The organism is Polaribacter sp. Asnod6-C07, from assembly GCF_045063625.1.
In the GTDB taxonomy this organism is placed as follows: domain Bacteria; phylum Bacteroidota; class Bacteroidia; order Flavobacteriales; family Flavobacteriaceae; genus Polaribacter; species Polaribacter vadi_A.
Genome location: NZ_JBEFOF010000005.1, coordinates 2,216,166 through 2,242,080, shown reverse-complemented (window position 1 = coordinate 2,242,080; position 25,915 = coordinate 2,216,166). Strand labels below are relative to the sequence as shown.

The window sequence follows — 25,915 nt, the reverse complement described above, 5'->3', positions numbered from 1 at the left end:
TTACAAATATCTTCTTTTTATTGAAGTATTACTAATTTTTCGTATTTCTCTGAAACTAAATTACTTGTTGTAGATGTTACTTTTAATTTATAAACATAAACACCTTTACCTATTTTATTACCAAAATCGTCTAAACCATTCCAAGTAATATTTCTAGATAAATTACCTGTTGTTTGCACATTTTGATTAATCGTTTTTATCAATTTACCAGAAACTGTAAAAACTTGAACTTGCACTTCTAATGGCTCATTAGGCTTATTATGATTAAACCAAAACTCTGTATAATTTACAAAAGGATTTGGATAATTCAATACATTTTCTAGATTTAGAATAGCATCACTTACAACCACAAAGTTTAACGTAGTTTCTGATGAGTTATTGTAAGTATCCCAAGCTTTAATTTTTAAAGTATGTGAGCCAACTTCTAAATCTCTTAGTGTATAATTTACTTTTCCATTCGAATAATCGTCTAATTCTGTTTGATAAAAATCATTTAAAATAATTGGGTTAGATGTATCTCCATCTAAAATCCCAACAATATCATGATCTACTGCAGTTATGGAAGTATTAATACCATTTGTGTCTGATAAAACTGCAATTAAATTAGGTGATGAATTTGTGTTACCACCATCAATAAAAGATTCGTCGTTCATAAACAAACTTATTTCTGGCCCTATATTATCTTCGGGTGCGTTTTCGTTAATTCCACCTACAACAACATCAAAATTTGCACCTGCTTTATCTGTTTCGCCATTTTCTGCATAAAAACTTAGTTTCCCTTTTCCGTAGGCAATTTTAATATCTTTTGGCACAATAAAATCGAAAGTAAAAGTACCATTTGTAACTGTAGATTTACCTCTAAACAACTTACTATCTTGTGTATCAAAGATTAATTCTATTCCAAAACCATCATTATCTAAAGTAGTTTTATCTATAGATTTATCGAAAATTGTTGTAGATAAGGTACCATTAAAATTGTTTAAAACTGCATTAACATCATCTGTAATAACGCCTTCAAATTTTACTTTTGATAAAGCTTTTATCGTATCTAGAGATTGAGTTACATCAACATCATTCATTTTTGTAATACGTATATTAGGCTCTGGAATTGCTAATTTCATTGCAGGATCTCCAAAGTGAAAAATAAAGAATTTTTGTGTACTTGTAAAATTGTTTTTTGTTGCTGCTAGGGCTTCTGCAATGGTATAATCTTGATCATTAAAAGCTAATAACTCTCTTACTAATTGCTCATTAAAACGTTGGCCTGTAGATATAAAAACTTCTCTTGTTGTGGTAATCATACTTGCAGCTCCACCAGTATCACTTTTAAAAGTTAACTCACCTGCTGTAATTCTATTGGGGTTATCGAATCTAGAAAAATCACAGGTTACTGTTATTAAAAGCGGCAATGTATTTGGGTTATTAAAAGATTGAATTTGTGGTACATCTAAAATTCTTTCTGAGGCAAAACCATCTTCTCCTCCATGACCAAAATAATCGAAAATTAAAGTCCCTTTTTCTATAGCATTTGTAATGGCTTCATTTACTTCTGGGTAACGTTCACCTCCTGAAGAGTTTTCTTGCACAAAAGCATCAACATAAATTTTATTTACATTAAAAATGGGTTTATTATTTTTAATTTCATCTGCAATAGATTCTACACCTTGTTCAATTACTTCTTCTCCAGAAGCATCAATATCATCCGCTAAAAGTGTAATTGTATTTCGCCAATCTCCAATTGCTTCTTTACTATAATAATTTAAAATCTTGTCTACAACAATAGTAGCTTCGCTAATTGTAGAAACTGGAATTCTACTGGACACAACATCAACTGTGTGATTGCTAGACATTGTACCTTCATTATCTTCTAGCATCACAAAAAAATCGTCTGTAACCCAAGAATTTGCCAAATTAAAACTGATATCCGATAATTTTACAGGAATTATATTATTATTACTCGCAATTCTATCTTTATAATCGTAAGAAGAATCACCAAAAAAACAAACATATTTAAGCTTTGTATCTTCGGATGAATTTGTGGTATACACATGTTTTATAAAATCTCGAATTCCTGTAATGTCTTTAGAGCCTGAAGAAAATTCATTATAAATTTCATCTAAAAGCACAACTTTTGTAGTTAAACCTGAATTAGTTTGATGATAATCTGCTAATCTTTGTGCTTGACCCGAAAGTTCAGAATTTGTGATTACCATATAATTTACATCTTTAATAGCGTGTAAATTTTGGTTGGTTATTCTAGAATTATCAATAGTTTCTGGCGTATAAAAATCATTTTCATTTAAAATGATGTATTCTCTTAACTCACCTCCATTATCTTTAAAAGAAAAATTTGTAGCTGTACTTTCATTTAAAATGGTTTGTGGTTCTATATAATTGGTAACATCCCAAACTTGAAAAGCCGAACTTCCGTTTTCTATTTGATACTCAACAACACCAGCTGCATTTGCTTGATCAAAACTTCTGAATGAAAATTGAAAATCACTAAATATTAATTGCTTTTCACCTACAACTTCTATATAATCTAAAAAAGCATTTGCAGACGGATTTCCGTTATTATTATAGGTAATAGCAACCTCTATATTTTCTGATGAATTTACAATTTTTGCACTTCTTTGTATGGCATAAGCCTTAGTTAAAGAACCCGAATTTACTGCTGGGTAACTAATTGAATAAATCGCTTCTCCATTTACATTGACATCCATAGTAGAAGAAACCACAGAATTAGAAACGCCTCCAATTTCTACAGAAATCTCCCCATTTGTAACTGCATCAGGAAAAGGAATATTAAAAGTTTGGGTCTTTTCTATATTAAAATCAGTATTAAAAAACCATTGAGTACCTACAGCCAAAATACTATTCTCTTCTTTTTCGTAAAAAGTATAGTCATTAAATTTATTTAATTGTGTTGTTGAACTAGTTGTTACTTCAGGTTTTTGTTGAACTCTTTTTCCATCTTCATCATTAACCATAATAAAATAATACGACTTATCTGTATATATATTCTGGTTATGAGTTGCTGTATTTAAGGTGGTATTTACTGTCCAATTATGAGGGCCTTTTGCGTAAAATAAAATATAATCGTCAGCATCAAAAGAACCATCATTTTCACCTTGAACAAAAATGGAGTTTTCTTGTAAATCATCATATCTAAATTCGCTATTTAAATCTGGCAAAAGCTGACCACCATTACCATAAATGTGAATTTTCTTCGGATTTAACCCATTTGTAGAAACACCAATTTGTTGTAGTAAATTTCTATCAATTTTAAAGACTCCTGTTGTATCTACAGAAAATTTAAACCAATCTCCAGAAGCAAGTACAGAGTTGCTAACTTGAGCATAGTTTTGTTGTATTAAGAAGACGCAAAAAAGAAGTAAAAGCTGTTTTTTCATTTAATTATTCAAATAACGTAAATAAAATTTAGATATTTTATGGCAAACAAAGATAAATTATACTAAAGTAAAAAAGCAATCGTTTATTAAAATATGTACAAAAATGATGCGTTAAAACTTGGTGATTTGCTTGTAAGAAAGTATATTTATCGTAAATTCGCTATGTAAAACCCTATCAATTTTAAATTAGGAAATGAAAAACATATTTAAAATCTCTTTAGTTCTCGTAACAATTTTATTGTTATCAAACTGTAAAAGTTCAAATTCAAATAAATCTAGACTTACAGGTTTAAATTTTAATGATGAAAAAAACGGTGGCTTTATTAGAAATAATTCTTTTAGTGGTCAAGAAACACCTCCAGGAATGATAGGTGTAGAAGGTGGTTCTTTTACAATGGGTCAAGTACAAGATGATGTAATGTTCGATTGGAATACAACTCCTAAAAAGATACACGTTCGTTCTTTTTTTATGGATGAAGCCGAAGTTACTAACTCAGAATATTTTTTATATGTACAATATATAAAAGATGTTTTTCCTCCATCAGATGAAAATTACAAACACATTTATAATTCTGTTTTACCAGATACTTTAGTTTGGCGAAAAAGTTTAGGAAACACAGATATTTTATCAGAAAACTATTTTCGTCATCCTGCATACGCAGATTACCCTGTTGTGGGTGTAAGTTGGTTACAAGCAAACGAGTATTGTAAATGGCGTACAAATGCTGTAAACCTTAAAACATTAATAGACAAAGGGCACATCAAAAATATTTTTGAAATAGATTCTATTAAAATACCTTTTGATACTGATGCTTTTTTAACAAGTCCAGATCAAGTATTAGACAGTACATTAAACGTTAGAGGTATTGGAAGAACACCTAGAAAAAAAGGAGAACCAAAACCAAGTAGAGATGCTTACCAAGGAAGACCAATTACCAAAGCTGATGGTATTTTTGTACAACCTTTTAGATTACCTACAGAAGCTGAATGGGAATTTGCTGCAAAAGCAAATATCGAAAACAGAGAATACAATAATATTAGAGGTAGAAAAAAATATGCTTGGGATGGTAAATATACCAGATCTAAAAATAAAAGAACAAGGGGAGATCAATTAGCCAACTTTAAACAAGGTAAAGGAGATTATAGTGGTTTACCTGGTTGGAGTTCTGATGGAGCAGATATACCTAACAAAATTAAATCTTACCCACCAAATGGCTTTGGTTTGTATGATATGTCTGGTAATGTTGCTGAGTGGGTTTCTGATGTTTACAGACCAATAATTGATAATGAAGCTAATGATTTCAACTATTTTAGAGGTAATATTTTTACTAAAAAAATGATTGATGAAGAAGGTAATGTGGTTATTGCTGCAAATGATCAAGCTCCAGAAGTAGCATATGACACTTTACCAAATGGTAAAATCTTTACAAGACAATTACCAGGTTCTATTAAATACATTCCTATTACTAAAGATGATGCAACAATGAGAAGAAACTTTATGGTTGCTGATAATACAGACATTAATGATGGTGATGCAAATTCTAGTAGATTTTTTGATGAAGAAGAAGATCAAATAGCATCTAAACCTAGCATGTATAATTCACCTAAATCACCTACAAGAGAAATTGACCCAGAAACTGGTGAAGAGATTCTAGTAAACGACGAAGAAAGAAGAACAACTTTAATTAGTAATAAAACAAGAGTTTATAAAGGGGGTTCTTGGTCTGATAGAGAATATTGGTTAGATCCTGCTCAAAGAAGATATTTACCAGAGTACATGGCTACAAACTATATTGGTTTTAGATGTGTTTCTGATAGAGTTGGACCAATGTCAACTGGTAAAAGATCTGCTAGAAATCCTAGTAGATAATATAAAACATATAACAAACTTAAACCTCATTGTTTTATAATAATGAGGTTTTTTTTATATTTATAAAATGCAGATTTCAACATTATATCAAATTTATTCCGAACATTTTCTTGTTGATACAGACACTCGAAATATTAGAGAAAACACCATCTTTTTTGCCTTAAAAGGGGATAATTTTAATGGTAATGAATTTGCTGAAAAAGCTTTAACACTTGGGGCAAACTATGCTATTGTTGATGAAATAGAATATAAAACTCAAGAAAATATAATTTTAGTTGATGATGTTTTAAAAACACTTCAAAAATTAGCAAATTATCACAGAGTTCAGTTAAATATCCCTGTTATTGGTTTAACAGGTAGTAATGGAAAAACTACCACAAAAGAACTAATAAATACAGTTTTAAACAGAAAATACAACACAATTGCAACCAAAGGAAACCTCAACAATCATATAGGTGTTCCTTTAACTTTATTATCTATTACACCAGAACATGAATTAGCCATCGTAGAAATGGGTGCAAATCATCAAAAAGAAATAGAATTTTTATGTACTATTTGTGAACCAGACTTGGGCTATATTACAAATTTTGGAAAAGCACATTTAGAAGGTTTTGGAAGTATAGAAGGAGTTATTAAAGGTAAAAGTGAATTGTATACCTATTTACAAGAAAATAATAAAATGGCTCTTGTAAATCCTGAGGATGAAATTCAAGTTCAAAAAACGAAAAATATAGAATCTCTATTTTTTCCTAAAAATGATTTAAAATTTATTGATGCTAATCCTTTTGTAAAATTATCATACAACAATACAATTATAGAAAGTAATTTAATTGGAAAATATAATTATGCAAATATTGCAGCTGCAATAACTCTAGCTGAATATTTTAAAGTTTATAAGAGCGAAATTAAAGAAGCCATAGAAAGCTATACACCTACTAACAATCGCTCACAAATTATTGAAATCAAAACCAATAAAATAATTCTTGATGCTTATAATGCAAACCCTTCTAGCATGAAGGTAGCATTAGAAAATTTCGCTTCTTTAAAAGACGAAAATAAAGTAATTATTTTAGGTGATATGTTTGAATTAGGAAGTGACAGTTTAAAAGAACACCAAAATATTGTTGATCTATCTAGTGCTCTAGATATTAATAATCAGTTTTTTATTGGTGAAAATTTCCTACAAACGTCTACTACACATCAACAATTTAAAACTTTTGAAGATTTTAAAGTTTATCTCAAAAATAATCCTCTAGAAAAACAATCTATTTTAATAAAAGGTTCTAGAGGAATGCGTTTAGAAAGAGTTTTAGATTTAATGTAATGGGTTCGTTACTGCCTACTACCAACACCATAAAGCATAAAGCATAAAGCCAACTAAACCATCTTATTTCTATGATGTTCTAGTAAATTATCAATTGGTCTCTGAATAACATCTGTAACTTTAAGCTTGTAATTTTCTGCGACTTCTTCTAAAATATCTCTAAAATAAAATGCTATTGAACCTATAAAATACAAAGGGGTTTCTGATGTTTTATTAAAAGGCAACACTCTGTATTCAAAAAACTCTTTAAAACCATTTCTAATGATTTTATGAATGTAAGCTTCTTCTTTAAAATCGAACATAAATTTAGCAAATGAAGCCAAATACATATTAGGGTTAGGTTTTCTATATAAGTTTTGTTTGATGTAATCTGCATCCAAATTAAATTCTTCGTCAAATTTAAGCATCATTTTAGCCGGCATTTTTTTATAGTAATATTCTCTTAACAAAACCTTACCAAAGTAATTCCCACTGGCTTCATCCATTAAAATGTAACCTAATGAAGGTGTATTCATTAACACATTTTCTCCATCAAAATAGCAACTATTAGAACCTGTACCTAATATACAAACCAAAGCTGGTGCTGCACCTGTAGCAGCGTAAACAGCAGCTAACATATCTTCAGCCACATTAATTTCAGCATTTATAAAAATAGCTTGTAAAATATCTTCTAAGATTTTAGCAGGTTTAAGTGTTCCACATCCAGCTCCATAAAAATGAATTTCAGTTACATCTTCTTTAACGTTAATTAACTGAAACATATTTATAATTCTATTGTTCAACTCTTCCTCTGCTACAACAGCAGGATTTAAGCCCAATGTTCTTACTCTAAATGCTTCACTTTTATCACTATTTATAGCAATCCAATCTGCTTTTGTAGAACCTCCGTCTGCGATTAAAATCATAATATATCTGTTTTATTCCAAAGATATTATAACAAAAAATGCTGTACAAGTATCTGAGAAACTTCAATCGTTTTCGTGTCAAAATATTATTATAAATTTTTAAAATTGTAAATTTGTATCAAATACAAAACAATGTTTTTTTTTAAAAGTAAAGAAATCCCTTTAAACGAATTTTTTCCTGAAGGGTTTATAGATATACATTCACATTTATTACCTGGTATAGACGATGGTGCCAGAGATATAAATAATTCTATGGAATTGATTCAAAAAATGGCTTCCTATGGAATTAAAAATTTTATTACAACTCCACATATTTTAGGTGATGTCTATCCAAACACACCAGAAATTATTCGAGGTCAATTAAAATTAGTGAAAGAAGAGCTAAAAAAAAGAAACCTAGATGAAATACAAATTGAAGCTGCTGCAGAATACATGATGGACGAGCATTTTTTAACCCTGCTGCAAGAAGATAAAGAAATATTAACCTTAAAAGACAATTTGGTATTGGTAGAAATGTCCTATTTCAGTCCACCAAACAACTTGTTCGACATTTTATTTCAACTGGGTTTAAAAGGTTATAAACCAGTTTTGGCACATCCTGAACGTTATGTAAGTTACCACAATAATTTTCGTATTTTTCAAAAACTTAAAAACGCGGGCTGCTTGTTTCAATTGAATTTATTATCTCTTACCGAAAACTATGGCAAAGGCGTTCAAAAAACAGCAGAAAAATTATTAAAAGAAAACCTCTATGATTTTGTAGGCACAGATACCCATCACTTTGAGCATTTAAAATTGTTGCAAAAAATTAGTACTAAAAAGAATTTAAAAACTTTACAATCTCTTTTGCTTAATAATGCACAGTTTTTAAGCAATACCAATTAAAATATATAAAAATTTTAAATATATTCGCATAAAAAAATTATATGATTTTTAATTCTATAGAGTTTTTAATATTTTTCTTGATTATTTTTATAACATATTGGTGTTTAAATAAAAAACCATTAGTATTTCAAAATATTTTACTATTAGTTGCTAGTTACTTTTTTTATGGTTGGTGGGACTGGAGATTTCTCGGACTAATAGCTTTTAGTACAATAATTGACTTTTATATAGGAAAAATATTATCTAAAACAAAACAATCAAAAAAAAGAAAGATTTTATTATTTTCAAGCCTAGCAATTAATTTGGGATTTTTAGGTTTTTTTAAATATTTTAACTTTTTCATAAACTCTTTTGAAGAATTATTACAAAATTTAGGAATAAATTTTGACACTTGGACTCTAAAAATCATTCTTCCTGTTGGAATTTCTTTCTATACATTTCAAACTATGTCATATACCATTGACGTTTACAAAGAAAAAATAAAACATACTGATAACTTTATTAGCTTTGCAGTTTTTGTTTCTTTTTTCCCTCAATTAGTAGCAGGTCCTATAGAAAGAGCTTCAAATCTATTACCCCAATTTCAAAAAAAAAGAAAGTTTAACTTAAAACAATCTATTAACGGGTGCAGTCTAATTGTATACGGTTTCTTTAAAAAAATAGTAATCGCAGATCGTTTAGCAATTTATGTGAATTCAGTTTTTAATAATGTTGAGACAGCAAATACAATTTCATTAATAATAGCAGCAGTATTCTTTGCGTTTCAAATTTATGCTGATTTTTCTGGTTACTCCTTAATAGCTAGAGGAATTTCTAAATTAATAGGTTTCGAATTAATGATTAACTTTAATAAGCCATATCTTGCTACAAATATTTCAGATTTTTGGAGAAGATGGCATATATCATTATCAACATGGTTTAAAGACTACCTATATATTCCTCTTGGAGGTAATAGAGTGTCTAAGAAAAGAAATTATTATAATTTAATGATTGTATTTGTAACAAGTGGTTTATGGCATGGAGCAAATTGGACATTTGTAATTTGGGGATTTTTACATGGATTATTTCAAATTATTTATCTCAATTTTATTAGAAAAAGTAGAACTAAATCTTCAGAAAACAAATTTCGTAATTTTATAAAAGTTGTATTTGTATTTACAATAGTAACGTTAGCTTGGATATTTTTTAGAGCAGAAAACCTTAATCATGCTATAGTATATTTTGAAAAATTAATTCAATTTGATTTATCATTTAATCTTAATCAAATTACAGCACAAAAAGGTCCTTTAAATTTATTATTAAGTTTTTTAGCCATTATATTACTTTATTTAACATATTTATTTCCTAAAGATTTAAAATTTAAAAAGGAAGGTCAGAATATTACTTTTATTATTATTTTTATATTATTAATTTTTATTATTGGTGTTAATGGAAAAGAAGAATTCATATATTTTCAGTTTTAGTATTTTTATTTTTAAAATATTTTTGTTTTTAATTATTTTTGGTTATTTTTTTAATTATTTTTTTGAGAATCAAATAATATTTAAAAGTGAAATAAGTGGTGCTAGTAAGGTTAATAAAATATTAAAAGTTAATAATAGTTCTGAAATACCCATATTTGGTTCTTCACGAGCACAAGGAAATATTGTACCTTCAATACTAGGTAATAACTATTTTAATTATGGTATTGATGGTACTCAAAGTAATATTTGGTTGTATTTTTTAGAGCATGAATTAAAAAAAGAGAAAAACACACCTATTATTATAAACTTTGATTTAAAAGGTTTAATATATTCTGATGGTGATTTAGGTAATTTTATACCTAATTGGAGAGAATCAAAGCAATATCTTAATGATAAAGGTGAATTTTACTATACTATACCGTTTATAAAATATTTTGGACGTTTTGAAAAATATTTTAAATATTTCATAAACAATAAGGTGAATTTAACAAAAATTACTGATAAAGGAGGGAGTTTTGAAAAATTTCAGGTTACAAAAGAGATTTTTAATAAAGATATTGAAAAAAGAATGAACACTGAAACTAAATTCAAAATAGAACCTGAATTAAATAGACAATTCAATAATTTAATAAAATCAACTAACAGAAAAATAATCTTAATAGTTACACCTTACCACGAGTCTTGCTTTAATAAATTCGATAATATTAATATGGCAACAAACTATTTAAATAAGATTGATTCATTATATAATAATGTAGAGGTAATTGATTTTAAAAACGGAATTAAAGAAGATAATTTATTTAAAAATACAACACACTTAAATTATAATGGAGCAGTTAAGATAACTCAAAAATTAAAAAATCACTTCAAAAATTAACAAATAACAAAACATAGAAGATTAAGTCTTCTTTCTAAATATTTAATAAAAAGTTAAATAAACTTCAAAAAAATCAACTTAATATAAAAGTAAAGAAAACAATTAGCCAAAATATTTTAATTTACATCAAAAACCTTCTAATAAATATAAATAACACCAAAATATATAGTTATTTTTTATTTGATTTCAGATCTTATTATTGATAAAATTCGCATACCTAATAATTAAAATTTTAACTATACAATCGTTATTTTAAAAAAATAGTTCAGATTTAATTAAAAACAATGAAAAACATTATAAATTAAAAAAATAAATTGTTATTTATTTATAAAGTAAAAATGATTAAATAATAATATTATAACACAAATACGATATCATTAAATTATTTTTTAATTTATGTAAAAGAATTACTTCTCTCTATTTTTTTTAGTCCAAAGAATAATGGAATTTAGATTTGAAATAAATAGATAATTAATAAATTCAACTTTTAATTTGAACTTAAAAAAGTTATCAATTCTAAATCAAAGAGAACTGAATCCTAAATTCAACTTTCTTTAAGGTTCAAGTTACATCAAACATAATAGATTTATTTTCAAAAAAGTTAAAATTCAATAGAGTTAGATATTTACTAATAAAAGATTTACTTAAATTGAAACTCTTTTAAAGAAAAGTTACAAAAAAAAGTGGAGTTTTGCACTCACTCCACTTTTTTTAACACCATTTATGATTTAAACATTCGTTTATACCATGGTACTTTTTGTGCTTCTTCTAAATAACCCACTCCATAACCATAACCATAACCATAACCATAACCATAACCATAACCTCTAGTCATGTCTGTATCGTTTAATACAATGGCCATATTATTTAATTTTTGTTCGGTATATAAGTTTTGTGCTACTTTTAGCATGCGTTTATCTAAATAATTTGCTCTAGATACATATAAAGTAATGTCTGCATATTTCGAAATTAAAAAAGTATCCGTTACCAAATTAACAGGTGCTGTATCCACAATGATAAAATCATAATCTTGTTTCACCTCTGCAAATAATTGTTTAATTCGATCTCCTAACAATAACTCAGCTGGGTTAGGTGGAATAACACCAGAAGCAATAATATCTAAGTCTTTAATTTCTGAGATGGTAAACTTAATGTCCTCTAAAGTCAAGGATTCATTCGTTATAAAGTTTGTAATCCCTTTACGTTCTGGAATTCCTAAATATTCCGTCACTTTAGGCGCTCTTAAGTCTACCCCTAATAATAATACCTTTTTATTCGATAAAGATAAGGCTGCTGCCAAATTGATAGAGATAAACGATTTCCCTTCTCCACTGGTGGTTGAGGTTACAAAAATCGTTTTCCCTTTTTCATTGGCTTTGGAAGCCAACATAAAATCTAAGTTAGTACGGATCAATCGAAAAGCTTCTGCAGTACTAGTTCTCGAATCACTTTTAATCACTACCTTTTCATCAGTTTCCGAGTGAGGAACATCGCCTAAAAATGGAATGGTGGTAAGGTCTTCAATATCTTTACGAGAATGAATTTTAGTATCCAATACATTTTTAATGTAAATGACAACTAATGGTAATAGAAAACCAATGAATAAAGCGACTAGATAATTAATTTTCTTTTTTGGAGCAACAGCTAAACCATTAGAATAGGCATAATCAATAATTTTAGCATTAGGCACAGTGACCGCCAAAGAAATATCCGTTTCTTCTTTTTTCTTTAGCAGATAGGAATACAATTCTGAATAAATTTCTTTTTGACGTTCTATATCAATCATCCCACGTTCAATCAAAGGAATATTAGAGATTTTAGCAGATACCTTTTGAGCTTCTTGCTTCAATTGTTCCAATTGTATTTCTAAAGATTTTTGCAAATTCGATATACTCGCCAATAGACTTTTTTTCAAGACCTCAATTTGTCTGTTCAATTCAATCAATTGCGGATTCAACTTCCCTGCAATCACGACTAATTTATTTTTTTGTAAAACCAATTCATTGTATTGCGCTATAGAAGATGTTATCGCTGCGTCTGTAAAGCCCAAGTTGGTAGGTATAATTTCATTAGTTTCCGATTCTTTCCCCAATTTTTTTAAAATCCAATTTGCCAAACTCAATTGACTTTGAATATCTACAATTTTAGTATTATTTAAAGAAACTTGTTCCAAAGCCAATTCTCCTTCTAATGAAAGTCCAGTAATTCCGTATTTGGTTTTATAATCTTTTACATCATCTTGAGCCAAGGCCAAATAGCCGCCCACCGTTTTTAAGCGTTCATTAATAAAATTCTTGGTTTTTTCAGAAACCAAATTTTTATCATTGATGGCATCCATATTGTATTGTTTCACCAATTCGTCTAAGATAGCGGTAGCCTTAGTTTTTACGGCATCAATTAAATTTAACTTTAGCACACTTGAATTTTTATCGATAGTGCTGATATTAATTCTTCCTCTATAATTGTCAATCACTTTGTCTCTTGATGATATTGCAACAACAATTGGTTTATTAAAATGAATTGGTTTTAAATCTTCAGTTTTAAGAATTTGAAAGGAATGCTTTGTATTCCCCAAATTTATATTAAACCCTGTTGTAAGAGATTGCTCTTTTTCAATATCATTGATTAATAATGTTTCAGCATCTTGAATCGTTACGACAAAAGTAGTATCAATTTTATTCTTTGAATATGATTTGCCTAAAAATTGGATTTTGAATGGAAGGGAACCAAACATTTCTATTGTTTTGACTCTTCCCTGATAAAAGTACTGTATTTGTAAATCTAAAGAATCTACCACATGTCCGATAATCTTGCGAGACTTTAAAATTTCAATTTCATTTTCCGGATTGTTGGCAGAACCTCCCCCGATGATGCCCAAATCCTCAAAGGCAGCCAATTCCGTAGAAATCCCCGATTTTTGATTGTCCTTAATCATAATTGAACCAGTTGCACTATAAGTAGGAGTAGTATAACGCAAATACACAAAAGCCAACCCTAAAGCTAATATGAGAGATAATACAAACCATTTCCAATAAATTAAATATTTGTCAATTTCCTCCCTAAGATTCATCGAATCATTTTCTTCCAATTGATTAGTCATCATAAAATTACTATTGTTTTCTTGCATAATTTATCGAATTAGCAAAGTGATTAAAGAAACCAATAAACCGGTTACAGAAATAAAAAGTGAGGTATTAGAATTGGCAGAAGCAGACTGAATTTTAGCATAATTGGGTGCCACATACACCACATCATTCTGTTGCAAATAGTACACTGGTGAAGTAAAAATTTCTTTAGACAATAGATCCACTTGATACTGTATCTTCTTACCATTCTCTTCACGATTGACCACCACATTGTGTCTTTGACCGGAAATGTTTAAATCTCCTGCCAAACCTATGGCTTCCAAAATCGTAATTCGCTCATTAGGCACTGTATAACTTCCAGGTATACGCACATCACCCAATACGGTTACTTTATAATTAGTGATACGTATATTTATGTTCGGGTTTAAAATATAATCCGGTTCAAGTTTTCCTTTTAAAAAGTCTATTAACTCATCTCTAGTCAATCCCCCTATTTTTAATTTACCTAAAACCGGAAAATCAATTTCCCCATTGGTATCTACCAAATAACTTTGCTGTTGTGCCACCCCAATGGCAGAATTGGAAGAAGTAGAATAGGTTACGGCTGACAAGTTAAAAGGACGTACCGCTTCTGTATCTAAAGCAGTAATGGTGATTTGTAATACATCGTCGGGTTTGATGATGGTTTTGTAACTGTTGGACACTTTAGACTGATCTATTTCGTCATTTTGAAAATAAATAATGTCTTTTTTGGAGACACAGGAAGACATCAACACAAAAACAAAGATTCCTAGAAAATACGTACTCTTTTTAATCATAAATTAATTTTTTGCTAAAATAACATAAATTTTAAAATACTATCTAATTTTATCTTTTTAAACATTAAAATAAGGTTTGTACAGGTGCTTTCAATTTTTAAAGCGTTGGTCTCTGCATCTAGATAGGTCAGTTCGAGTGATTTTATTATTTTATCAACATTCTTTCGGCATCTCGATACAAATTGCTTCCTTTCGTCATCAATTCACTCGATGTGACACTCCCTTTACTTTTATCCAATAACAACCAAAGCTGTCAGTTCGAGTGATTTTGATTTTTCATCAAAATTGTATCGAGAACTCAGTACAAATTGACTCCTTTGATCATCAATTCACTCGATTTGACAACCATCCTATTTTTATCTAATCACCATTAAAAAGCATTTTCATCCTTCTTAAAAAACATGGACCAGGCCGTAATTACTACAATTTTTACATCTAAAAAAAAGCTCCAGTTTTCTACATACCAAATGTCAGCATTGGCTCTGTTCTCCATATCCTTGACTTGCTTGGTTTCACCCCTGTAGCCATTGATCTGTGCCCAACCCGTTACACCAGGTTTGGCAAAATGGCGCACCATAAACTTATCGACCAATACCCGGTATTCTTCGGTATGCTTGAGCATGTGGGGTCTAGGCCCCACCAAAGACATGTTGTTGAGTAATACATTAAAGATTTGTGGTAATTCGTCAATACTGGTTTTACGCATAAAAGCCCCAAACTTAGTAACTCTCGAATCATTCTTGGTAGCTTGTACTGAATCGGATTCTTTGTTTACGGTCATACTTCTAAATTTAAAGCAATCAAAGGCGTTGCCATCTTGTCCTGTTCTTTTTTGTACAAAAAAAACAGGACCTTTACTTGTCAACTTGATAATAATTGCAATGACTGGGAATAACCACGAAAATACGAGCAATACCACTATAGAAGAAAAAGTAACATCAAAAGCCCTTTTAATAAAACGATTGGTAAAACTCTTTAAAGGCTCACTTCTCAATTTCATAATCGGAATTTGCTGAATGTAATTGATGGAAAAGCGTTGGGACAAATACTCCGAAAATTCAGGAATCACCCGTACCCGAATCATATGATTATCCGCATAACGAAACAAATCATTGATCAATTTGCTTTGATGGTAAGGCAAAGAAATGATAATTTCATGCACATGGTTTTTTTCTAAAAAATCAAAGATCTGGGATAATTTCCCCTTAAAATGGGCTTGTAAATCATCGGTGATGTTTGCATCCGTAAACAAACCCGAGATTTTAAACCCGTAATTGGCATTGAAATAGACGTTATCAATCAATTTCAGGATGTTTTCATTCATTCCTACCAACACAATCTTGCTATAATTATAACCTTTTCTTCGATACACCTTCACCAAAGTATAGGAAACAAGGCGCCAGCATAAAACCAAAACAGAAAAAATCAATAACAAATACAAAAAGAAGACCCGAGAAAATTTATAATCGGTAATAAAAAAAATAAGCCCCCCACATAAAAAACCGAAAGTGACTAGTGTATATAAATTCTTCCCCAATAATTTGTGCATGTATATAATTCTGGGTGCTTCGTAGATATCAAACTTTAAATTAAGCCCCACCCATAAGAAACAACCAACTACAATAAAGCTATTGTAAAAGATCAAACTCGGTATCTGTCCTTGAAACACCCAATAATTCGCCACAAAAAAGGCAATCACGAATAGCAATACATCTACAATCGAGAAGATTAAGGGAATAAATTTGGATTTATTTTTTTTCATACTTTTTTTTATTAGTCATAAAGATACATTTTAACATAACTCGTTGCATGCTAAGAGGCATAACCCTTTATTTTTGGTAAGGCATATTGCTTTACTTTACGTGAAATTTTAAAAATTAAAGTCAAAACGCCACATAATTGATATTTTTGAATGATCTGCAAATCTTCTGTAGACTTTTTCTTTTGCAATTTTAAGGTGGTGCTCTTACCTCCCAAACGCATTTTTACAATAAAGTCATCTAAAAAATATTTTTTGATCTTATCATTAAAGAACCATCGCAAAGAAATTTCGTAATCACTGGCGATGCGATACGATTCATCATAAAGTCCATAGCTTTCAAATACGTCTCTTTTTACATAAATGGTGGTATGCAAAGGGATCCATCCATACTTCAAATACTTTTTTTGATAGGGTTTCCCTGGATAGACCCGTTTAATATGATCAATCGCATCCCGTTCTACATACAATCCATGGGCATACAACAAATCGACATTTGATTGTTGAAAACCTTGAACTACCTTTTCTATGGTGGTGGATTCATAAAACAAATCATCCGAATGTAAAATACCAATCACATCCCCTGTGGCTACTTGAATCCCTTTGTTTAACGCATTGTACAAGCCTTTGTCTTTTTCAGATTTATAATAGCCCAATTGAGGAATAAATGGTTCTATTACCTTTTGTGTACCATCCGTTGACCCCCCATCGATGATGATGTGTTCGATGTTGGGATAGCTTTGCGCTAACACCGATTGTATACAGCTTTCGATACAAGCGGCATTGTTATAGACAATAGTAATGATGGATACTTTCATAATTATTTTATTTGATATTTTTCTTTGATATATGCAATCAATTTTGTCTCATCATTCTTAAAATTAAGTTTTAACTCATAAATCTTGGCATCTACTAAAAAACGATACCAAAAACCTTGTAAAATATGCCATACAAAACCCGATTTACCATCTAAAAAACCTAATTTCAAAAAATAACGGTATGAAAAATAGATAAAAGGACGTACAAATAATGGAAATTTTAAATAAGCCAATTTTAAAAACCGCTTACGTTGTTCTCCAGTGCCAAAAAATTTAGGTTCTACACTGCTTTTAGAAAATATCTGATATTGGGTATCTAATAAATCAACAACTTCTCTTGTAGCGTAATGGTTGTGTTTCTCTGTCCACCAGGTGAGATCATTCAAATTTTCATCAACTTGAACTATGTTAATTTCGGTAGTTATACCTTCAGTTAATTTTATGTGCTCATCCATCCATCGATTTTCGCAAAAACCTTTACCAAATTTCCATATTTTTAAGTGCCATACTGGAAACCAACCTCCATGTAACAGAGGCTTATCCATAAAAATAATTTTTCGTTTGATGTAGACACCTGAAATCTCACTACTTAAGTTTGCTAATTCTTGTTTTAAGTCTATATTCGAATTGGATTCATAATATTCATCAGCATCAATACGCCAAACCCATTCCGATTGAATGTTGCAATTTTGTAATGCCCAATTGAATTGGGTTGCATAGTTAACCCAAGGGTTTTGATAAACTTTAGCCCCTAAACGTTCTGCAATAGCAACTGTATAGTCTTTGCTAAAAGAGTCTATAATGAAAATTTCATCTACCGAATTTTTTATCGAATTGATACAGCGCTCTATATGTTGTTCTTCATTATACGTTAGTATGATTGCGGCTATGGTCTTTGTTTGATTCATTCTTTTAAAACTCTTTTTTTGATGTATTTTGCAGGGTTACCTCCTACTATAGAGAGCGGCTCAATACTTTTAACAACTAAGGATTTTGCTCCAATTACAGAATATTTTCCTAAAGTAACTCCTGGCAATATATAAACTCCTGTGGTTACCCAACATCCGTCATTGATAACTATAGGACTTGTCACCATTTCAAAACCGACACTATTAACATTGTGACTACCCGTTATTAAAAAAGAATATTCTCCAATACAACACTTTTCTCCAATTGTTATTTTATCTAAACAATAAGCCCAAGATTTGTGACCTAAACTTGATAGATGCCCCATTTCTAAATTCCATGGATGGTCAATTTTTGCCGTTCTATTAATATTTACTGTACTACTTAATTTAGCCCCAAACAATCGCAATAAGTAGATTCTAGGTTTTTTAATTTGATTAGGAAAAAGCTTAAAAATAGTCATATTTACTATTTTCCATATATGACTTTTTACCTTTTCTTTAAAACTAAAAGGTGTTGTCTGTACTGGGTTGTATTCAAAATCACTATCCATTTCGTAACTTTCTATTTTTTAAAAATTTAGCAGGATTACCGCCTACTACTGTCCATGTTTCCACATTTTTAAATACGGATGATGTAGCACCTACCACAGCTCCTGTTTCAATAGTTACCCCTGGACCTATAAATGCATCTGCTGCTACCCAAACTTGATCTTTTATGGCAATTGGTTTTAAAATTAAATTATTTTGAGGGTCTGTAATATCATGTGTAGACGCACACAAATAACTTTTTTGAGAAATTGTAGTATTAGAACCTATGCTAATTTTTCCTTGATTATAACAATCTACATTTTGCCCTAGACAGGTAAATGTACCCACTTCCAAATTCCAAGGTGCCCAAATTTTTACATTGGCATGAATAATAGTCCCTTTACCAATTTTTGCTCCGAAACATTTTAAAACAAAATTTCTCCATGAATTAAATATATTCCCTTTAAAAGGTTGAAACAAAAAAAATCTAGTAATATACCATATCACCCTACTTACTTTATTTTTTAAACTAAAGCTATGATTATATTGAGATAAGTCAACTTTTTTTAATAATTTATCATACTCTTCCACCAACAATAATTTTATAAAAGTTAAAAAAATATTTTTTAAAAAATAGCGAAATAATAGTAACACAGCCAACAAATAACCAAGGGGAAAGGATGTAAGATATCAAAAATCCAATACTATTTTTACCTAAAAAATAAACAATTAATTTCCTTACTATATTCAATGTAGGCATATGAAATAAATAGATAAAAAATGTACAAGAAGTGATATAAAAAAGATAACGATAATTTTTTATTCTAAAATGTTTAGAAAAAACAAAATCATATGCAAACCAAATTGCTAATAAACCTAAAAAAATTATCGGTACTTTCAAAAAATACCAACCATGCCATTTAAATGTAAATAATTCTAATAAGCATAATAAGATAAATAAAAATATAGTTACTTTTTTGTTTAAAGAAGTTGTTGTTTCTTCAATATTAAATTTTATTAAATGTATAGCACCTCCTAAAGAAAACCAAAATAATGAATAGGCAAAAGAACCTTCCGATAAATATATTGCTAAAAGACCAATTAAACCAACCCAAAACCAATTGAACCATTTATACAAAAAAAACCATAATGGGGCTAAAAACACTAACAATATTAAATCTCTTAAAAACCATAGATGAAAAGCTATTGGAGTACCACTACCAGAATTTACAAATGTATTATAAAGTAGAGTAAGCATATCTTTTTTAAATATTAAAGAAATATTACCGTTTATAAAGTGTGAAATTCCTTGAATTTGAAGCAAAATATATAGAAATAAAACAACAAAAACACAACCTATTATATAAGGAATAACCAAACTTTTAAATCTCTTTTGCATTTTTATAAAAATTGACTCAATATTTATAGTGGTAGATAAAAAGAACAGAAATCCTGAAATTACATAAAACATAGGGACAGCACATCTTCCAATCATGTCTCCTAAAATCATTTGAACATAAAAATTCACCTTCATACCTTGTATTTCTTCTGTATGAAAACCAGAATGTATATATAGAACTAAAAGTATTAAAAAAAAAGAAATCATTCTAATTTTATCACTTACATATTTTTCCATTATATTTAGAATTAAATTAACTCTTTTACAAACCTTTTACCTACTTGATGAATTTCAAAATATTTTAGAAAAACACCTTTGGCATTCTGTTCATAATATTTTTTTAATTCATTTGAATAATTAAACCAAGTTTTTAATGATTTAAAAATTGATCCAGTATCATCATTTTGTACAATACCTGCTTTATTTTTTTCAATTTCTCTCCAAATGTTTACTTTGTTAGAAATCAAAACAGGAGTTCCACAAGCTAAGGCTTCCACTACTGCAATTCCAAAATTTTCCTGATGACTTGGTAAAATAAAACATTCTGCTGCATAAAAAGCTCCCCATCGAGCATCGCCTGTTAACATACCTGGAAAATAAATATTTTTAGAACTTTTAGATTTTTCTAATACCTTTTTACCGTATTCTGTAATTAATCCAGGTCCTGCAATAATCAATTGTGGTAAATCAATATTTTCTTGCTCTAACTTTGTGTAAGCTTCAATCAATAAATCTACTCCTTTTTTTGGGTGTATTCTACTTAAAAATAACCAAAAAGGTTTTCCATTCCATTCAGGTACTATTAATTGTAATTCTTCCCTCATTTTATTTGTTTCAATAGGAGGTAATTCAACCCCTAGACCAACAACTTTTTCAGATTTTGGATTATACATAGGAAAAGTCGTATTTGCCAATTTCTTTTCTTCTTCGCAAGTAAACAACAAACCCTTTGCATTGTTTATTAATTTTTTTTCTATAAACTGCCAAAAAATTCTATTTCTAATCGCCTTTAGCTTTCTTTCTTTAGCTATTTGAAAATATGGATCTAACATTCCATGAGGCATTACATAATAAGGTATATCTTTAGATTTTGCTATTTGTGCAACTACAAAACTTTGATATTGCCATAAACCGTGTACAATTAATAAATCATAATTTTTTATATGTTTTTTCATCCAAGGTAACAATTCTTTACTATAACTCCATCCTGTTTTATTACTTCCTAAAGAAATTGTTAAAAAAGTATCTGCAACCAAATAATCTGCAGTTTGAGGATCTAAACATAAAACTTCATTTATAATTTCTGGTTTTATAATACGCATACCTTCAATAATATCTCGTACTGCTTTACAAACCCCTCCTGTTTTTGGATCCATCGTACTAATTACATGTAATATTTTCATTACTTAGATTCTTTTTTTAACAGATTCTTCTAACTTATTTCTAGTAAACATATCCAATAATCCTCCTTCTGTTAAGTTTATTATTTCGATACCTTTTTGCTTTGATGCTTCTGCTAGTTTTTGTAATTCTCTTAAATGCCTGCTATGCATATATAAATCTATTACATAATTTTTACTAGTTTTGATATTATTTTCTTCATTTACACCATAAAAATGACTTTGATGATTTATCAACTCATAAGCCAGACCGTTAGCATCAAACCCTGTAAAACAGATCTTCTTATATCCACAAAACATGGATGCTTCAAAACAATACCCAGAAACTCCTATACATTTAAAAGGTGTATCTAAAGACATCCATAGAAATTTCACTCCTTTTTCTTTATAAGGTTTTAACATTTCTAAATGATACCAATCTACCGGCATTATAAAAGTAATATCGGGTACCATTGTTAATATTTCATCCAACCAAGTAATCGGCCATTCTCCTGTCTTTAGCTTAGCATCTACAAATACATGAAACTTTGGTTGCAACAGATGGTACAATTCATGTTTAAACCCTCTATTTACAAACATTATATCTTGCCCTTGTAATACAGACAAATCTTGTTTTTTAAGTGAAGGTCCATTTAAAATAATGTAAACTTGATTTACATTGGTGCTGTTTTTATACTGCTTTTTCATTCTCAATAATACTTTTTGCTTCCCAAATGACAAACGATTTTTTAAAGTGACTATGCTGTTCATAGTTTTAATGATAAAATCGTCTTTTCTGATCATTAATTGCCAAAACCCCATATTATAATTTTTCTAATTCTTTATTTAATTTTTTGTATAAACTTACGTATTTTTCTGTAACTGTTTTTACTGAAAATCGTTCTAAATTATAACTCCCATTCTTTATTAATTCATTTCTAAACACTGTTTCAGTTTTCAACTTCTGTAAAGCTTTCTTAATTTCATTAACATTAGTAGGGTCTACCAATAGAGCTCCATCACCAGCGACATCGTTCATTGGTGCAATATTGCTAGTTATAATTGGCTTTCCTATTTGTTGTGCTTCTAAAATTGGAACACCAAATCCTTCATGAAGAGAAGCAAAAAAGACTATATCACAGTCGCAATAGCATTTATATACCTCTTCTCTTGTTAAATTATATCTAAACTCATATACAATATTTGCTTCATCTAAATCTTTCTTTAAATCTGCAGTAGGCTTTCTTAATAGTAACAACTTAAAACTAGTCCCTTTTACAGCCTCTATCAATCTAAGTAAGTTTTTAACAGAGCTACCTCCAATTTGTAAAACAAGAGGCTGTTTATTATTAAACTCCTTATAAAAAGGCTTAAAATCAGAACTTGCAGGATTCGGTATTACTAAAACCTTCTTAGCATCTATTTTACAAGTAGTAATTAATTTTTGTTTAGTAAATTCTGAAATTGTGGTAATATAAGCCACTTTTTTAAGAGGCCATTGCAGCCATAAATATTTTATAATTATTTTACGTATTCCTGATAAATTTCTTTCATAACGACCAATATCATGTACTGTTAATATTGTACGTTTCCCTTTTAAAAATAATGCAATGGTATGAATGTCTCCAGTAATGTGATTGATTTCTCCCTGAAATTTACGTGCTTTTACAAAACTATCATAACGTTTCCATTTATGTGAACACAAGTACTCTTTCTTTTCAATTTCTTTGGGTAAAAATTGAAATAATTGTTGAAAAACAGTTTCAATACTAAATACACCATCCATTTTTGGGCGAAAAAAATAAGTTATTTTCATTAGCTTAAAATTGTTTTTTTTAATTTTAATTGATTAAATAAGGTTAGTTATTTACCTATAATTTATCCTCAAATAATTTTTTTTATTAATTTAACTATTCTATAAATTATTATGTAAGTTATTACACTTTGCCAATAATAGCGAACACAATACCCAAAATCTATTAATATACCATTTGCATTTCTAAACATTCCTAAAAAAACAAATGCATTCATTAAACCAAATAAAGAATAATGTACTTTATAAGCTTTAATATAAACAAAGGTATTGAGTAAATAAAAAACAAGTATATTTAGAATGAATTGTATTGGAAAATAAAAATAACTAAAAGTTGCTAAACCATCACCAACATGACTAGTTACTACAAAATTACCAAGAGAGCCACCAGATAGTAAATCACCTCTGCTGTATTTATTACTTTCTTTATTAAATTTTACACCAAAAAAATTTAAAAAAGGACTAGGAAAAACTAATATTAATTGATTCCAAAAATCGGTCTGTAACTTTTCACTACCATAGCCTAATCTATTTGCATGATATAATGTTTCATCAGATATCCTCATATTAGCATATCGATTTAACATAAAATTATCAATGTATTTTTCTGTCCAGCCTAAACTATAAGAACTAACTTCATTAGACCTTTCTTTTCTATCAAATTTAATTTGCTCTAATAATTTTTTATTGTTATATGTTTTTAAAGTTTTCTGTAGTAATTCTGTTTTAGAAACGTCAGACCTTATTGATCTATTATATAACATAGCATAGGACATATCAGACAACATATCCAAACCAAAAACAACTAAAAAAACTAAAACTAACAAAAGGCGGGGTGAAATAATTTCTTTAATTTTTAAATTATTTTTTACTAAAAATAAAAAAAACAAAAGAAAACATACGCCTATAGGTGCAATCATTGCTGCTCTGCTATTTGAGGCTAAATTAACTATAAAAATAATTACAAAATAAATCCAAACTAATTTCTTATATCCATATCCCTCTTGACCTATTAACTTTGGAAAAAATAATATTAATGGTGCATAATATAAATAAAGAATACCATCTAAAAATTTACCTCCCACATTACCATACTCTGATTGTCCAGCACTAAATATATAAAGCCTTACTAAAAAACCTATACCCCCTAACAACCAAATAATTTTTGGATTGGTATCAAAAAAATTATTTTTATTTAAGATTTTTTGAAGTGCATTATTTTTATATTTCAAATTTGCAGATAAATAAAAGGCAAATGAACTGATAGAAAAGAGCAATAACTCGAAAATAAAAGTTTCAATAGGTCTTTCAAAACCGAGAGATATTGGGTTACCTTCTATTAATGTTGCAATTAAAGGAAGGTATCTGTACATAAACATTGAAAGATAAAAAAAGAAAGCAAAAGGTGTGTAAACTACATATTTAACTCTTAAAAAATTACGAAATATTAAAAAACTAAAGAATGTCATTAAGCAACCTAATAAGTTTGCTAAAGACGGGAAAAGTAATAACTCTAAAGTAATGGATATAATTAAAATTATACCAAGCCATTTCCGTAATTGTTTAAGAATAAATATTTTATTTTTATTTTTCATTCTTTCCTAATACTATTTTCATCATTTTAGCAATAGTTTTCTCGTTAGAATAGCCAGATTTTTCACATCTCTTAATACCTGAATTAATAATAGCTAACCTGATTTCTTTATTTTCTTTCTTTAAATAATAATTACATTTATTCAGCAATTCCTCATTTGTACTAAAATACTCAGCTTCTTTACCTTCTTTAAATAAAATCTGATGTTCCTTTGTTCTTTCTGCCATCATAAAACCACCACAAGCAGGTATCTCCATTGTTCTTGCCGTTTGCTGATCATTATTCATCTTTCTTAAAAAACATAAAGAAATTTTAAAAGCTCTTAGGGCTTTTGGGTAATTGTCTGAAAACAAACCCTCTCTAATTTCTAAATTTGGATGATAGTCGATGTATTCTTTCCATTTTTTATTTCCAAAAACTTTTACCTTAATACCGTTATCAACCAAATATAAAATACTATGACAACGCTCTTCTTCCCAAGCACCTATAAAACCAACATCTCCTCCTAATTCCTTTTCTTCAATTAAAGTAAGTTCTCTAGGATAATGAAATTCTTCATGATAAGTTTTATTGATAAAAAAAACATTCTTAAAACCTAGATCTTTCAAATCCTGGACTATAAATGATTTTGTTGTAAATGTATAATCATATAGAAATCTGCAATTTAAAAAATTTTGGCTTTGATTAAATCGCATCATCATATTGTCTGGAGAAAAACTAACAATTTTACAATTTGGTTGCAATTGTTTAATAAGCTTTAATGTTTTTTTTTTAATAGTTAAACCTTTATCAATCCATACAATATCATATTTATTTTCTTGAATTAATCGAGATATTTTCTTATTAGATTTTTTAGAGTCCGGTAAATTGATAGGAAAACCTAAATTAAATAGCTTATTTGTTATTTTATAAAGTAATGACACTTTTGTATTTGCAGTATCTACTTCATGCACAGTATTTGCATTCTTTTTTATTGCATTATGCCTATGCAAACAGGTGTTACTTTTTCCATATGCACTTAAACCACCAATAGATAAAACTCTCAAATTACTATTTTTTATTAATCCCATTTAGTA

At 28.8% G+C, this 25,915-nt stretch carries 20 protein-coding genes; 5 read left to right on the top strand and 15 right to left on the bottom strand.

Annotated elements, in window-relative coordinates:
• Positions 1-17: 17 nt before the first annotated feature.
• Complete coding sequence (gene porU, locus ACJJVK_RS09600; protein ID WP_405565536.1) at positions 18-3,413, bottom strand: type IX secretion system sortase PorU; 3,396 nt, start codon at positions 3,411-3,413, stop codon at positions 18-20.
• Positions 3,414-3,606: 193 nt separating this feature from the next.
• On the opposite strand from porU, the gene gldJ reads away from it, so the two are divergent.
• Positions 3,607-5,283, top strand: coding sequence for a gliding motility lipoprotein GldJ (gene gldJ, locus ACJJVK_RS09595; protein WP_405565534.1), 1,677 nt, complete (start codon positions 3,607-3,609; stop codon positions 5,281-5,283).
• A 67-nt stretch (positions 5,284-5,350) separates the two neighbouring features.
• Complete coding sequence (gene murF / locus ACJJVK_RS09590) at positions 5,351-6,607, top strand: UDP-N-acetylmuramoyl-tripeptide--D-alanyl-D-alanine ligase (protein WP_405565532.1); 1,257 nt, start codon at positions 5,351-5,353, stop codon at positions 6,605-6,607.
• A 53-nt stretch (positions 6,608-6,660) separates the two neighbouring features.
• Here murF and ACJJVK_RS09585 read toward each other — a convergent pair whose 3' ends face one another.
• Positions 6,661-7,512 carry an N-acetylglucosamine kinase gene (locus ACJJVK_RS09585; protein WP_405565531.1) on the bottom strand — a complete coding sequence of 284 codons (852 nt, stop codon included), beginning with the start codon at positions 7,510-7,512 and terminating at the stop codon, positions 6,661-6,663.
• 132 nt (positions 7,513-7,644) lie between these two features.
• Here ACJJVK_RS09585 and ACJJVK_RS09580 point away from each other — a divergent pair, with 132 nt between their 5' ends.
• The 3 genes from ACJJVK_RS09580 to ACJJVK_RS09570 all read left to right on the top strand — a co-directional run bounded on the left by ACJJVK_RS09580 (position 7,645) and on the right by ACJJVK_RS09570 (position 10,737).
• Positions 7,645-8,397, top strand: a complete 753-nt coding sequence (locus ACJJVK_RS09580) for a tyrosine-protein phosphatase (RefSeq protein WP_405565530.1) — start codon at positions 7,645-7,647, stop codon at positions 8,395-8,397.
• A gap of 446 nt (positions 8,398-8,843) precedes the next feature.
• The gene (locus tag ACJJVK_RS09575) at positions 8,844-9,860 is read left to right on the top strand and encodes an MBOAT family protein (protein WP_252726765.1); all 1,017 of its coding nucleotides are present in this window, start codon (positions 8,844-8,846) and stop codon (positions 9,858-9,860) included.
• A gap of 22 nt (positions 9,861-9,882) precedes the next feature.
• Positions 9,883-10,737 (top strand): hypothetical protein, encoded by an 855-nt coding sequence (locus tag ACJJVK_RS09570; RefSeq protein WP_405565527.1) that lies wholly within the window; start codon positions 9,883-9,885, stop codon positions 10,735-10,737.
• A 721-nt stretch (positions 10,738-11,458) separates the two neighbouring features.
• Here the strand turns inward: ACJJVK_RS09570 and ACJJVK_RS09565 are convergent.
• From ACJJVK_RS09565 to ACJJVK_RS09505, 13 genes are all read right to left on the bottom strand, one after another.
• The gene (locus ACJJVK_RS09565; RefSeq protein ID WP_405565524.1) at positions 11,459-13,864 is read right to left on the bottom strand and encodes a GumC family protein; all 2,406 of its coding nucleotides are present in this window, start codon (positions 13,862-13,864) and stop codon (positions 11,459-11,461) included.
• A 3-nt stretch (positions 13,865-13,867) separates the two neighbouring features.
• Positions 13,868-14,641, bottom strand: coding sequence for a polysaccharide biosynthesis/export family protein (locus tag ACJJVK_RS09560; protein ID WP_215993386.1), 774 nt, complete (start codon positions 14,639-14,641; stop codon positions 13,868-13,870).
• A 370-nt stretch (positions 14,642-15,011) separates the two neighbouring features.
• Positions 15,012-16,403: an undecaprenyl-phosphate glucose phosphotransferase gene (locus ACJJVK_RS09555; RefSeq protein ID WP_405565520.1), complete on the bottom strand. Its 1,392-nt coding sequence runs from the start codon at positions 16,401-16,403 to the stop codon at positions 15,012-15,014.
• Positions 16,404-16,453: 50 nt separating this feature from the next.
• On the bottom strand, positions 16,454-17,218 hold the full coding sequence (locus tag ACJJVK_RS09550; protein ID WP_405565518.1) for a glycosyltransferase family 2 protein: 765 nt from the start codon (positions 17,216-17,218) through the stop codon (positions 16,454-16,456).
• Positions 17,219-17,220: 2 nt separating this feature from the next.
• Positions 17,221-18,126 carry a glycosyltransferase family 2 protein gene (locus ACJJVK_RS09545; protein WP_405565515.1) on the bottom strand — a complete coding sequence of 302 codons (906 nt, stop codon included), beginning with the start codon at positions 18,124-18,126 and terminating at the stop codon, positions 17,221-17,223.
• Entirely contained in the window at positions 18,123-18,677 is a 555-nt protein-coding gene (locus ACJJVK_RS09540; protein WP_215993390.1) for a putative colanic acid biosynthesis acetyltransferase, read from the bottom strand. The genes ACJJVK_RS09545 and ACJJVK_RS09540 overlap by 4 nt, the downstream gene beginning before the upstream one ends.
• The gene (locus ACJJVK_RS09535) at positions 18,670-19,245 is read right to left on the bottom strand and encodes a putative colanic acid biosynthesis acetyltransferase (RefSeq protein WP_303435837.1); all 576 of its coding nucleotides are present in this window, start codon (positions 19,243-19,245) and stop codon (positions 18,670-18,672) included. The genes ACJJVK_RS09540 and ACJJVK_RS09535 overlap by 8 nt, the downstream gene beginning before the upstream one ends.
• On the bottom strand, positions 19,232-20,290 hold the full coding sequence (locus ACJJVK_RS09530) for an acyltransferase family protein (RefSeq protein ID WP_215993391.1): 1,059 nt from the start codon (positions 20,288-20,290) through the stop codon (positions 19,232-19,234). The genes ACJJVK_RS09535 and ACJJVK_RS09530 overlap by 14 nt, the downstream gene beginning before the upstream one ends.
• Before the next feature lie 11 nt (positions 20,291-20,301).
• A complete protein-coding gene (locus tag ACJJVK_RS09525) occupies positions 20,302-21,456 on the bottom strand; it encodes a glycosyltransferase (RefSeq protein WP_252726767.1) in 1,155 nt (384 codons plus the stop codon).
• Positions 21,457-21,459: 3 nt separating this feature from the next.
• Positions 21,460-22,140, bottom strand: a complete 681-nt coding sequence (locus tag ACJJVK_RS09520) for a hypothetical protein (protein WP_215993392.1) — start codon at positions 22,138-22,140, stop codon at positions 21,460-21,462.
• 115 nt (positions 22,141-22,255) lie between these two features.
• Positions 22,256-23,218, bottom strand: a complete 963-nt coding sequence (locus ACJJVK_RS09515) for a glycosyltransferase family 4 protein (RefSeq protein WP_405565512.1) — start codon at positions 23,216-23,218, stop codon at positions 22,256-22,258.
• A 98-nt stretch (positions 23,219-23,316) separates the two neighbouring features.
• Positions 23,317-24,840, bottom strand: coding sequence for a hypothetical protein (locus tag ACJJVK_RS09510; protein WP_405565509.1), 1,524 nt, complete (start codon positions 24,838-24,840; stop codon positions 23,317-23,319).
• Positions 24,830-25,909, bottom strand: a complete 1,080-nt coding sequence (locus tag ACJJVK_RS09505) for a glycosyltransferase (RefSeq protein ID WP_215993395.1) — start codon at positions 25,907-25,909, stop codon at positions 24,830-24,832. Before ACJJVK_RS09505 ends, ACJJVK_RS09510 begins: the two co-directional genes overlap by 11 nt.
• Positions 25,910-25,915 lie beyond the last annotated feature (6 nt).

Bases quoted from the DNA above. Each gene is read 5' to 3' on its own strand.
- ACJJVK_RS09530 (WP_215993391.1), bottom strand. From the start codon at position 20,290: ATGGAAAAATATGTAAGTGATAAAATTAGAATGATTTCTTTTTTTTTA.
- ACJJVK_RS09515 (WP_405565512.1), bottom strand. From the start codon at position 23,218: ATGGATGGTGTATTTAGTATTGAAACTGTTTTTCAACAATTATTTCAA.
- ACJJVK_RS09585 (WP_405565531.1), bottom strand. From the start codon at position 7,512: ATGATTTTAATCGCAGACGGAGGTTCTACAAAAGCAGATTGGATTGCT.
- ACJJVK_RS09545 (WP_405565515.1), bottom strand. From the start codon at position 18,126: ATGAATCAAACAAAGACCATAGCCGCAATCATACTAACGTATAATGAA.
- ACJJVK_RS09560 (WP_215993386.1), bottom strand. From the start codon at position 14,641: ATGATTAAAAAGAGTACGTATTTTCTAGGAATCTTTGTTTTTGTGTTG.
- ACJJVK_RS09510 (WP_405565509.1), bottom strand. From the start codon at position 24,840: ATGAAAAATAAAAATAAAATATTTATTCTTAAACAATTACGGAAATGG.
- ACJJVK_RS09520 (WP_215993392.1), bottom strand. From the start codon at position 22,140: ATGAAAAAGCAGTATAAAAACAGCACCAATGTAAATCAAGTTTACATT.
- ACJJVK_RS09555 (WP_405565520.1), bottom strand. From the start codon at position 16,403: ATGAAAAAAAATAAATCCAAATTTATTCCCTTAATCTTCTCGATTGTA.
- gldJ (WP_405565534.1), top strand. From the start codon at position 3,607: ATGAAAAACATATTTAAAATCTCTTTAGTTCTCGTAACAATTTTATTG.
- ACJJVK_RS09565 (WP_405565524.1), bottom strand. From the start codon at position 13,864: ATGCAAGAAAACAATAGTAATTTTATGATGACTAATCAATTGGAAGAA.
- porU (WP_405565536.1), bottom strand. From the start codon at position 3,413: ATGAAAAAACAGCTTTTACTTCTTTTTTGCGTCTTCTTAATACAACAA.
- murF (WP_405565532.1), top strand. From the start codon at position 5,351: ATGCAGATTTCAACATTATATCAAATTTATTCCGAACATTTTCTTGTT.
- ACJJVK_RS09550 (WP_405565518.1), bottom strand. From the start codon at position 17,218: ATGAAAGTATCCATCATTACTATTGTCTATAACAATGCCGCTTGTATC.
- ACJJVK_RS09525 (WP_252726767.1), bottom strand. From the start codon at position 21,456: ATGAAAATATTACATGTAATTAGTACGATGGATCCAAAAACAGGAGGG.
- ACJJVK_RS09505 (WP_215993395.1), bottom strand. From the start codon at position 25,909: ATGGGATTAATAAAAAATAGTAATTTGAGAGTTTTATCTATTGGTGGT.
- ACJJVK_RS09540 (WP_215993390.1), bottom strand. From the start codon at position 18,677: ATGGATAGTGATTTTGAATACAACCCAGTACAGACAACACCTTTTAGT.
- ACJJVK_RS09575 (WP_252726765.1), top strand. From the start codon at position 8,844: ATGTCATATACCATTGACGTTTACAAAGAAAAAATAAAACATACTGAT.
- ACJJVK_RS09580 (WP_405565530.1), top strand. From the start codon at position 7,645: ATGTTTTTTTTTAAAAGTAAAGAAATCCCTTTAAACGAATTTTTTCCT.